The 11,255-nt window shown below is 33.1% G+C and carries 10 protein-coding genes and 1 pseudogene; 9 read left to right on the top strand and 2 right to left on the bottom strand.

The annotated features are described in order from the left end of the window. Window positions 1–361: 361 nt before the first annotated feature. The 3 genes and pseudogenes from CN692_RS21720 to CN692_RS21710 form a co-directional block, all read left to right on the top strand. A complete protein-coding gene (locus CN692_RS21720; RefSeq protein WP_098121213.1) occupies window positions 362–859 on the top strand; it encodes a DinB family protein in 498 nt (165 codons plus the stop codon). 167 nt (window positions 860–1,026) lie between these two features. Then, entirely contained in the window at window positions 1,027–1,161 is a 135-nt protein-coding gene (locus CN692_RS27245) for a hypothetical protein (protein ID WP_098121212.1), read from the top strand. A 68-nt stretch (window positions 1,162–1,229) separates the two neighbouring features. Further along, window positions 1,230–1,774: pseudogene (locus CN692_RS21710) on the top strand (SpoVR family protein); the annotation flags it as partial. 93 nt (window positions 1,775–1,867) lie between these two features. Here CN692_RS21710 and CN692_RS21705 read toward each other — a convergent pair. Continuing rightward, window positions 1,868–2,110, bottom strand: a complete 243-nt coding sequence (locus CN692_RS21705) for a hypothetical protein (RefSeq protein ID WP_098121211.1) — start codon at window positions 2,108–2,110, stop codon at window positions 1,868–1,870. 344 nt (window positions 2,111–2,454) lie between these two features. Then, on the bottom strand, window positions 2,455–3,165 hold the full coding sequence (gene deoD / locus CN692_RS21700) for a purine-nucleoside phosphorylase (RefSeq protein ID WP_098121210.1): 711 nt from the start codon (window positions 3,163–3,165) through the stop codon (window positions 2,455–2,457). 356 nt (window positions 3,166–3,521) lie between these two features. On the opposite strand from deoD, the gene CN692_RS21695 reads away from it, so the two are divergent. From CN692_RS21695 to CN692_RS21670, 6 genes are all read left to right on the top strand, one after another. Beyond that, window positions 3,522–4,256, top strand: a complete 735-nt coding sequence (locus CN692_RS21695; protein ID WP_098121209.1) for a GntR family transcriptional regulator — start codon at window positions 3,522–3,524, stop codon at window positions 4,254–4,256. Between the two features lie 400 nt (window positions 4,257–4,656). Further along, a complete protein-coding gene (locus CN692_RS21690) occupies window positions 4,657–5,679 on the top strand; it encodes a LacI family DNA-binding transcriptional regulator (protein WP_098121208.1) in 1,023 nt (340 codons plus the stop codon). 187 nt (window positions 5,680–5,866) lie between these two features. Further along, window positions 5,867–7,165 (top strand): ABC transporter substrate-binding protein, encoded by a 1,299-nt coding sequence (locus CN692_RS21685; protein WP_257144090.1) that lies wholly within the window; start codon window positions 5,867–5,869, stop codon window positions 7,163–7,165. A 109-nt stretch (window positions 7,166–7,274) separates the two neighbouring features. Then, the gene (locus CN692_RS21680; RefSeq protein WP_257131596.1) at window positions 7,275–8,225 is read left to right on the top strand and encodes a carbohydrate ABC transporter permease; all 951 of its coding nucleotides are present in this window, start codon (window positions 7,275–7,277) and stop codon (window positions 8,223–8,225) included. Between the two features lie 23 nt (window positions 8,226–8,248). Further along, a complete protein-coding gene (locus CN692_RS21675) occupies window positions 8,249–9,094 on the top strand; it encodes a carbohydrate ABC transporter permease (protein ID WP_098121207.1) in 846 nt (281 codons plus the stop codon). A gap of 12 nt (window positions 9,095–9,106) precedes the next feature. After that, entirely contained in the window at window positions 9,107–11,233 is a 2,127-nt protein-coding gene (locus tag CN692_RS21670) for a glycoside hydrolase family 36 protein (RefSeq protein ID WP_098121206.1), read from the top strand. The last annotated feature ends 22 nt before the right edge of the window (window positions 11,234–11,255 follow it).

The raw sequence follows: 11,255 nt of genomic DNA, 5'->3' as shown, positions 1-11,255 counted from the left end.
AGACTCCATTCTACTCGACTTGTTGAATAAAAGATTTATTAATCTTAGTATTCATTTTCAATTCATATCTTTTTAATTATTTGTAGAGTATTTGTTTGGGTTCTTACGTTTTCTACTATTAAAAAGCAATCCTCTCATAATCTATTGACTTAGAGTTTACTCTAAACAATATAATAAAAAAAAGATATGAAAAATTACTGTAATTAGTAAAAAATTGTGTCTTTATCATCATATGGTTCAGATGGAAAATTCGATTTGATTAATGTAATCAGTGATTTTTTCTATTAAATATTTAGATAATAGAAAGGGATAGAACAACAAATTTAGTAAAATAGAAATAAAAATGTTTGGAGTCGGTAATATGGAGCAGTCAAATAAAGCGTTTAGTGACACATTAGTAAAATCATTAAGAGGAGAACGTGGTCATCTTCCTATCAAGAATGCTTTGTTGGATATAGACATGGATCTTGCTGGAAAAAGAATAGAGGAGTTACCTTATACTATTTATCAATTAGTCAAACACATGACATACTGGCAAGAATTCCTCATATTATTCGCACAAGGTGAGAGGCCTAAATTACCTTCTGATGTGAAAGAAAGCTGGCCTGTTGAAGAAGGACCTAGTAATGAGGAAGAGTGGAAACAGATTATTCAGCATTTTCTTCAAGGGATAGAACAGGCATGTACGATTGCCCAAACTGTTCAATTGGACAAATCATTAGAGAAATGGCCAGGCGAATCCCCAGGTGGTGTACTACGCAATATTGCATCACACAACTCCTATCATTTAGGTGAAATCGTACTAATACGCAGATTATTTAGTGCTTGGCCACCACCAACCGGAGGATATCCTGCCTAAACTTTAGATCAACAGTGAGTTCATGGAAGCCAATTGAAATTCACTATAAAGGTTAGTTGAGTCAACAATTGGGGGGGCATTTCATTAGTTCATTATGACTAACGTATATGTTCGTTTTATAAGGACAACTAGTTAAATTACTAGTTGTCCAATTTTTTTATGGTCTTATGATTAAAGTAGTTGGAGTGGTAGCAGAAGTATCAAAGAAGCATGCAGGTTTCATTGTGAATGTAGATCATGCAACTTCAACGGATTACCTCGACTTCATTCGATCTATGCAAGAAACGGTGAAAAATAAATAAAAATTGATATTGAAACAGAAGGGAAAATTCTTGGTGAGGAATATCAAAAAGAAGATCGTTGAGAGAAACAAGGCTGGGCAAGTTATTGGCATATAAGAATTATGCGCGAACTAAATCTTGATTCCAATGAAGCAATTGAGTACGCAAAGCTTAATGCAGGAGTAATTCAGCCGTCAAAAACAAGCATTAATCCCTATAATTTAGGTTTAAGAATGTTTGAAGATATTGAAGAGAGATATAATAATCCAACAAAAGAAATGCAAGAATTAGGCGTTAAACCTGGCATCGGAAGAGAAAAAATGTTTGAAGTACGAGAATTAGAATCTTTTAGTTCATTTATTCGAAACTACTTAACTAAAGATCTTGTCATGCGAGAAGATATGTATTTATTCCAACGACAAGGTAAGGAATATAAGTTATCGATTAGGCATGGGAAAATGTAAGAGATCAAAATTATGGAATTAGATGTAATTATGTAGAGAAGGTAATACCTTTTATTCATCAGTTGTGTGGTAGAGTCGTACATTTAGTGATGAATATTGAGAATAGGACTGTGTTGTTTAGCTATGATGGGAAGAATATTCATCGGAAGTTATATTTAGACCACCTTTAAAAGGTGGTTTTTTTGTATGAATTGCTTGCTAATTTAACCAGTATTCAACTTGAATTCTGAAATAAAATGGTCGACCTAATGTAAATATTAAATCTAAAATAATGTAAATTGCTCTGATTCCACTTTCTTTTTCTTTGTGGATTTTTTCTTTTCTATTATTTGTTTCGGAGTATTATTTACTTGAACAGCTATTTTTACTGCACTAACATAATTGTGCTCATTTTCGCAATTTGGACAGATGTATATTTGTTTGTTAATGCGTGAGTCAGCCAGTTTCATGCGTTCTTCTTTTGACATTCCTATATTTTTAGCACATGGCCCACAAATTTTCTCCATTACTTCATCCCCTTTATAAAATATCTGTAATAACTTAAATAAATATCTATTTTATTGTTTTTAATCGACTTAAGAATTAATTATACCATGCCTTAATTAACTATACTTCAAAATACTAATATTAAAAAAGCAGCCACTGGCTGCTCTATTTAATAACTTACGTATGTGTTTGTTGAATAAATTGTTTTTTAATCTTTGCCTTCATTTTCAATACTTTTTTTAAAAATTATTTGTACAATTTTTGTTTGTGTTCTAACTTTTTCTACTATTAAAAGGCAATCCTAATAATTCCTAAGATGCTAATAAACTCTCTTACATCTATATAAATCTCATATTTCTACATTTTACAAACAAGCTTCTAATGCAAGTTTCATCATTTTATCGAATGAAGTTTGTCTTGCTTCAGCACTAATCTCTTCATGAGTAACTAAAGAATCTGAAATTGTAAGTAAAGAAGCTGCGTTCTTTCCTAATACTTTCGCATTATGGAATAGTGCATAGCTTTCCATTTCTGTACAAATACATTTATGGTCATTATAAAAATCAACAAAATTTGGAACTGAACTTTCATAATAAAATACATCACTTGAATGTATTCTTCCTTTAATTATCGGAGTATTAATCTGTTTTGCAGTTTCTTCAATTTTATTTGTTAAGGTTTCGCAAGGGTACTGGATGTCACCTTCTACGCCTGCTTGAGTTTTTGCAAATGTTGATTGGCTCCAAGCACTATCTACAAGCACGATATCATGAATGTTTAGTTCATCTGTATAAGCACCCGCACTACCAACGCGGATAATATTTTCTACATCATAAAATTTATATAATTCGTATGAATAAATTCCTATACTTGGCATTCCCATACCAGATCCCATTACAGATATTTGTTTACCTTTATAAGTTCCTGTATAGCCAAACATATTACGTACAGTATTAAATTGAGTTGGATTTTCTAGATAAGTTTCCGCAATATATTTCGCGCGTAGTGGATCCCCTGGCATTAAAACTGTTTTTGCGATTTCTTCTGTTTTAGCAGTATTATGTGGTGTTGTCATATTATCATCTCTCCAATTCTACTCTTTTTATTTACTTAACTAACAATACCTATACAACTCATATTCTTCCTTTTTCGCATGTCAATTAATCTAAAGCTGATCATTCTTTCTTAATATGTTTTCGCTTACAAAATAAAACAAGAACAACAAGTTCCTAAAGTTTAAAATTGTACCATGAAATATAGTTGTATACTTAGTTGTCTAATTCGATACAACTAAATTATATTTCAACATAATATAGAAAGCAATAACAACTTAAACTTTCGCATTTTTTTAATTGTATTTTCCCTTTTCACTTAAGAGACAAGATTGCGAATAATTCATAACTCGATATAATAATTATAAGGAGTGTTGTTATGTCCGTTGAAAATAAAAAAAAATTACCTTTGTATGTAGAGATTTATGAAAAATTATTTAAACTAATCAATGAGGGAGTCTATCCAATTGGAAGTAAGCTACCTTCAGAACCAGAACTTTCTAAGATGATGAATGTTAGTAGAATGACATTAAGGCAAGCATTGGGTTTACTAAAAGAGGACGGATATATTGAAACAATCCATGGGCAAGGGCACTTTATAAAACAAAATGTGAATATAAGAAGTGTTGGCCTAGAAAAAATTGAAAATACTGTTTTTCAATGCTGTACAGAAACAATTGATGATATAGATGCTTCTATTGAAGTTAGTTTTTCGGACGATTATGATTACATTAAAAGGATCTTTAATAAAGATTCAGCAGTGATGATTAGGTTTAATAGATGGTACAAGTCTAAAAATAAACTTGTCGCACATGCTTTTACAATGTTCCCAAGTGAAACAGCTTCCCAATATCAAATGAATCTTAACGATCAACAGAGTGTATTAAAAATACTTGAAGAAGATATTTATATGCTAATACATTCATCGACAATCGAAATAAAATTTACAGAATCAGTTCTTCCTTCTTCAAACTATGAATTACGTTCAAATAATAATTTATTCGTATTATTAATTGAAAATCTATATAACTCAATGGGGAATATTGTACTTAAAAATAAGATTTATATCCCAATCGAACTTAGTTCAATAAAAATTAATCGAATAAACAAATAGTGGAATAAGCGATTTATAAAAAATTAGTATAAATGAAGAAGTGCAAATGAAAGCTTCAGAACGATTATATTAAAAGTTCTGAAGGGATGAATTTAAAACGAAAATCGAAAATCTAGCCACCTTTTTAGGTGGTTTTTTTGTGCATCAGGAAATTTTTAATTAACTAAATATGGATTTATTCTTTTAGTAAATAATTTACCGGTAATATTTAGTGGTTATAAACAATAGAATTTGATAAAGCTCTGCAGTTAAACTGTTGTTTTGTTGAAATTTTTAGAAAAATTAGAAAAAAGATATTGAAAGCATTTACAGTATCTGTTAACATACAAATATAATCAGTAAATAAATTAGTAAATATAAAATAAAAATCACTAAAATATTACGTAAAGAGGTTCATAATATGGCTACTATTAAAGATATAGCAAAACTTTCTCAAGTGTCACCAGCTACTGTATCAAGAGTATTAAATAATGATCAAAAGATTACAGTTTTAGAAGAAACGAGAGAACGTATAATACAAGCTGCAAAGGAATTAGGGTATAAGACAGTTTTAGAAAGGCGAGTTGAACAGCAGGAATCAGATAAGCCAGGGATTAGTGTTGGGATTTTACTTTCTAAAACTTTGGAAGAAGAAATGGCTGATCCATACTTCCTAACAATTAGACAAGGAGTAGAAGAGGAATTACTGAACCAAGGTATTTCTTCGACTTTCATGTTTAGGTGGAATGATATTGGTTCAAATCATCTATTTAAAGATTTAGGTGGGATTATAATAGTTGGGAAAATTAGTGAAAGGGCATTCAAAGCTATTAGCGATAACATTGAAAACGTAGTCTATATCCATCATTCTCCAGATGAAGATTTATATGATTCAGTTGTCATAGATTTTGTTAAATCTACAGAAACCGCATTGATGCATTTATTTGAGCGAGGATATAAGCGAATAGGTTATATAGGTGGAGTGGATATTGAATATTTGAAAAATGAGACAGTTGTTATTGAAGATAAACGTCTCACAACATATGAAACACTGATGAAAGAAAGAGGGATATATAACCAAAAATATACATTTATTGGGGAATATTCCATGTCACAAGGGTATGAGTTAATGAAAAAGGCTATCCAACAAAAGGAACTGCCGGAAGCTTTCTTTATTTCGAGTGATCCAATGGCAATAGGTGCATTAAGAGCACTCCAAGAAGCAAATCTTTCAGTTCCAAATGATATAGCAATTGTTAGTTTCGATGATATTGAGTTGGCAAGTTTTGCAAGTACGCCATTAACAACTGTGAAAGTATTTACAAAAGAGATGGGGCAAACGGGAGTGAAGCTGTTACTCGACCGGATTAACGGAAGGGATATTCCTTTAAAAGTAACGGTCCCAACAAAATTAATAGTCAGAGAAAGTAGTGGTGGCGTTTGAAAGAAGATCATTATTGGAGGTGGTTTTATGTAGAGATAGATTAGTAGTTACATAGTTTTCTAATGTTTAACATTAGTTATTTCTTAACCAACATTCTAGCATTTTGTCTTAAAGTGGTTACTTTAGTGAATATGAGAGTTTGCAATTTGTAATTATTTTATAAAAAATCTTAGGGAGAGATTTAATAGTGGTGAAGAAAAAGTCCTTTTTAATAATATTTATGTTACTACTCGTCTTTTCGACTACTTTAGCCGGATGTAATAATTCGAAAGAAGCTTCAACTGATAAAAACGGAAATAAACAAGTGACTTTGCAGTACTGGGCTTCATGGGCACCAGGTTCTGAAGAAGAGAAAAAAACGAAAGAGCAAATTCAAAAATTTGAAGATGAGCATCCAAATATTAAGATTAATACTCAAGTTATTACGTTCGATGCTCTTCATGATAAATTAGTAGCAGCAATTAGTGGTGGTGCAGCTCCAGATTTAAGCTGGGGGTTAAGTGAATGGTATGGAGAGTTTAACAAAATGGGTGCTCTGCAGGATTTAACTCCTTATGTAAATGCTTGGGTTGATAAAGATAAAATTTATCCGAATGTAATGAAAGCCCTAACATTCGAAGGGAAGGTTACTGCTCTACCTCAATATTTGGGAATTCGAGCACTTTTATACCATGAAGATATGTTAAAAGCAGCTGGGGTTCAAGAACCTCCAAAAACCTTTGACGATTTAATTAAAGTAGCAGGTGATATTAAAAAAGCTACTGGTAAACCAGCTTTCGGTATAGCTGGTGCAGGAGTGCGCTCGCCTCAAGAGCTACTTGCATACTTAGCTTCAAATGATCTTAAGATTGCTGAGAAAATGGATGATGGCAAATTCAAAAATACTTGGAAAGATAATCCCGATCAACTTGCAAAAGCAGCAGACGTTTTTAAATTTTATCAAGAAATGCAAGATAAAGGCGTAATTCCAGCGGATGCGAAAGCATGGGGATGGGAAGAAGAAGATACTAACTTCTCTCTTGGGCAGTATGCAATGGTCGTAAATGGGCCATGGATTGAAGATCGAGCAAAAGAAAATCCTAAAGAGATGAAAGATGTAAAAGTAGCAGCTCCTCCTTATAAGGAAAAACCAGCAACATTCCTAGAAATTAGTCCTCTATATTTATACAAAAACAGTAAACATCCGAAAGAAACATGGGAATTTGCAAGCTATATTTTAGGAAAAGAATGGCAATCTAACATTCGTCCGACTAATTCTCCACGTACAGATGTTGTCAACGATAGCCAGTGGGGTAAAGGTTTTACTGACTTAGCGTCAACTGGTGTAACATATCCTGAAATTTCTTTAGGTGGCGTTACAAAAAGTATGGAGGATGCACTTGCAAAGTCATTATTGCAAAAGCAAAGTCCTAAAAAAGTTGCAGAATGGTTGTCAGATCAAATTAATAGTGATTTACAGAAATCAGGCGAACTTAGCGGTAAATAAATACGTTTAAGGAGTAGCAAGTATTGTATAGTCGTGCAAGCAATACTTGCTCTTTTATTACTTATAATCATTCATTTAACATCCGTATCGAAAGTGGGGGTACATACTCTTGAACATAGAATCTAAGCAAGTTAATAAAGAATTTGGATTAAAACAAGAAAAGGTGAAACGGGGACTTTCAAAAGAAAAGAAGAATATGTTTCAAGCTTATTTATTTATATTTCCTGCGATACTTTTCTTTCTTGCCTTAATTGCATTGCCTCTGATCAATGTCGTGTGGGATAGCTTCCATTTTAAAAACCTCGTTAGTACTTTAAAAACTTCCTTTTCGGGATTGGAAAATTATAAAAATGTTATTCATGATGAAAATTTTACTAAGGCACTTTCCAATACGACCATCTGGACTGTACTTTCTGTAGCTGGTGAGTTTATTTTAGGTTTAATTTCTGCAGTAGCCTTAAATCAAAAGTTAAAAGGAAGAGCGATTTTTAGAGGATTAATTATTATACCTTGGGTTGTTCCAATTGTCATTGCTGGAACGACTTGGATCTGGATGTTAACACCTGACTATGGAATTATTAATTTTCTTCTTACTAAGTTTGGGATATTAGATAAACCGTACTATTGGTTAGGTGAATTAAATTCAGCATTGCTAACAGTAACCTTTGTTAATATTTGGAGAAGTTTTCCGTACTATACCATTTGTTTACTAGCTGCAATGCAATCGATTCCTAAAGAATTATTAGAAGCAGCAGCGATTGACGGAGCAGGTGCGATGAAGCGGTTTTTTAAAATTGTGTTGCCACAATTAAAACCGGTATCAGTTGTATTAATATTTATTCATTTAATTTGGACAGCTATAAATTTTGATTTTATTTGGGTAATGACAGAAGGCGGTCCACTTAATGCGACTGAAACCCTCCCAATTATGATCTATCGGTATGCAATGAAACAATTTGATGTAGGATCGGCATCAGCATTGGCAACGATGATGATCGGATTTATGATTACTATTTTCGTAGTCAATTACTACTATAATGTCAGAAAAAATAGAGTTTAATCTATGTAAGGAGTGATAGTGACATGCTAATGAGTAAAAGAAGGATGCTTGTCAGTAAAATTGTAACCTATGTTGTACTAATCGTCATCTCGATATTCTGCGTGTTCCCATTTCTATGGATGTTGGTAACGTCCCTAAAACCAACTGATCAAATACGTAGTACCCATCCTAGTTTCTTCATTAAACATCCTACTTTTTCACATTTTCAAAATGTGCTAGTAAATACAAAGTTTATTACGTTTTTTATGAATAGTTTCATAGTTGCCATTTCTACAACGCTTATATCGATATTGGTATCAATCTTTGCTGGCTATGCATTGAGTAGGTTTCAAAGATTTAAAGGGGTTAAATTCCTAAATATAACGATGCTATTATCGCAAATGATTCCAGGGGTTCTATTGTTAGTGCCACTTTATATCTTGATGCAAAGGTTTGGTTTGTTGGACACATATGCATCTATGATTCTAGCATATACAACGTTTATGGTTCCTTTATGTACTTTTATGTTAAAAGGATTCTTTGATTCTATTCCATATGAGTTAGAAGAAGCAGCAGAAATGGATGGCTGTTCAAGGGTTCGAATAATATTTCAAATTATCCTTCCGATTTCGATTCCAAGTATTGTAGCAACAGCACTATTTGCGTTTGTTAACGCTTGGAATGAGTTTATGTTTGGATATGTTTTCATTAATGACGAAGCTCATCGTACGTTAACACCAGGAATCACACTTTTTAAAGGGCTTTATTCTACAGATTGGGGTAGTATCATGTCTGCATCCGTGTTAGCAGTTATTCCAATCGTCATTATGTTCATTTATTTACAAAGATATTTGATCGAAGGTATGACAGCTGGTTCAGTTAAAGGATAAGGAGGTTTCAACATGTCAGAAGTAATAGAAAAAGTTGGAAAATTAATCGAAATCGAAGAAAACGGAATTTTCCTTGCATTTGAGGTCACCGAGGACAAAGATGTTAGATTTCTTCACTTTTCGTCTATTCCTTCAAAAGAGTATTTAAATTGGGATGATCGTAAAAGAAGTAAATATCGTCTAGTTGAAATTCATTTTTCTGGTGAAAATCAAAATGATCATCATGGGTCGAAACATACTGGAACAAATCCGGGGAGACGCTTAAAATTACAAAATTTTAAGGATACTGTCAATTTAAACGGTCGTAGAATTGTGTTTGAAATGATCGATGAAGTAACTAATGTTGAAGTAAATTCATTTTTACAATTTTTTAACGGTATTCAGATTGTAAGAACGTGGACAGAGGTTGTTAATAAGGGAAACGAGCCAGTTGGTATGGAGTATGTTTCATCTTTTGCTTATACAGGTATTGATAAAGAGGGATTAACAAGCAGAGAAGAAAAAATGAGATTACATATCCCTCATAATACATGGTATGGAGAAGCACAATGGCAACGGTATTCATTGACCGAATTGGGGTTATACACAGTTAATGAATTTTCAATGAAAAGATTATCTTATTCAAGTACTGGAACGTGGTCAACTTCACAATATGTTCCAATGGCCTTTTTAGAAAATACAGAGACTGGAACAGGTTTTATTTGGCAAATTGAACACCACGGTTCTTGGCATTGGGAAATAAGCGATATAGTGGATTCACTTTATTTACAGTTAAGTGGACCTACAGAAAATGAGAATCAGTGGTGGAAAGAGCTAATTCCCGGCGAAACCTTTGTTTCCGTACCTGTTGCAATTGGCGCGATTTGTGGGGGGACGGAAAATGCAATTTCAGAAATAACTACATATCGTAGAAGAATTCGTCGTCCAAATAATGATAATAAACATTTACCAGTAATTTTTAATGACTATATGAATTGTTTATTCGGCGACCCAACGACAGAAAAATTGCTACCGTTAATTGATGCTGCATCTGAAGCTGGTTGTGAATATTTTTGCATCGATTGTGGGTGGTATTCAGATGGTTATTGGTGGGATGGTGTTGGTGAGTGGCTTCCTTCTAAAGAGCGTTTTCCGAATGGAATTACTGAAGTTTTAAATTATATCCGGAGTATGGGTATGGTACCCGGGCTTTGGTTAGAGTTAGAAGTAATGGGAATCAACTGCCCACTTGCAAGTAAAGTTCCAGATGAATGGTTTTTTCTGCGACATGGAAAGAGAGTGATTGATCATTCTAGGTATCAGTTAGATTATCGAAATCCTGAGGTAAGAGATTTTGCAACTGGAATAATTAATAGATTAGTAGCCGAGTATGGTGTTGGTTACATCAAAATGGACTATAACATTAATGCTGGAGTGGGTACTGATTATCATGCGGATTCAATGGGTGATGGTTTACTTGAGCATAACCGGGCTTATTTAGGTTGGCTTGATCAAATATTTGCAAAATATCCTGATTTAGTAATCGAAAACTGTAGTAGCGGTGGGATGCGGATGGATTATAGTTTACTAAGCCGTCATAGTCTTCAATCTAGCAGTGATCAAACAGACTACTTAAAAAATGGTGCAATTGCTGCTGCAGCTGCCTCTCTAGTAACACCCGAACAGTGTGCAGTTTGGTCATATCCGTTAAAAGAAGGAGATGAAGAAGAAGTAATTTTTAACATGGTAAATAGCTTACTTCTAAGAATTCATCAAAGCGGACATCTTGCTGAAATAAGTCCAGAACGCTTTCTTTTAGTAAAAGAAGCAATTGAATACTATAAAACAATTCGTCAATACATCGCAACAAGCACCCCTTATTGGCCAACGGGTTTACCTAATCTTGGTGATTCTTGGATGAGCTTTGCCTTAAGAAAAGGAAATAAGAATTTTATAGCCGTTTGGAGACAGGATTCAAGTGAGGAAAAAATCTTTATCCCTTTAAACCATTTAAATAATAAAGATGTAGAAGTGACATTAGCTTATCCGTCAAAAGGTGAAGTAGATTACAAATGGAACAAACATAGTGGTTCATTAACAGTTAAAATCCCAAAAAGGAATGCTGCAAGACTATTTGAAGTTACAGTAAACAATCAGTAAAAAAACTTAAAATTCATCAAGT

It is taken from the genome of Bacillus sp. AFS002410 (assembly GCF_002556365.1).
Taxonomy (GTDB): Bacteria; Bacillota; Bacilli; order Bacillales; family Bacillaceae_G; genus Gottfriedia.
This window is presented reverse-complemented; position numbering and strand designations above follow the sequence as displayed.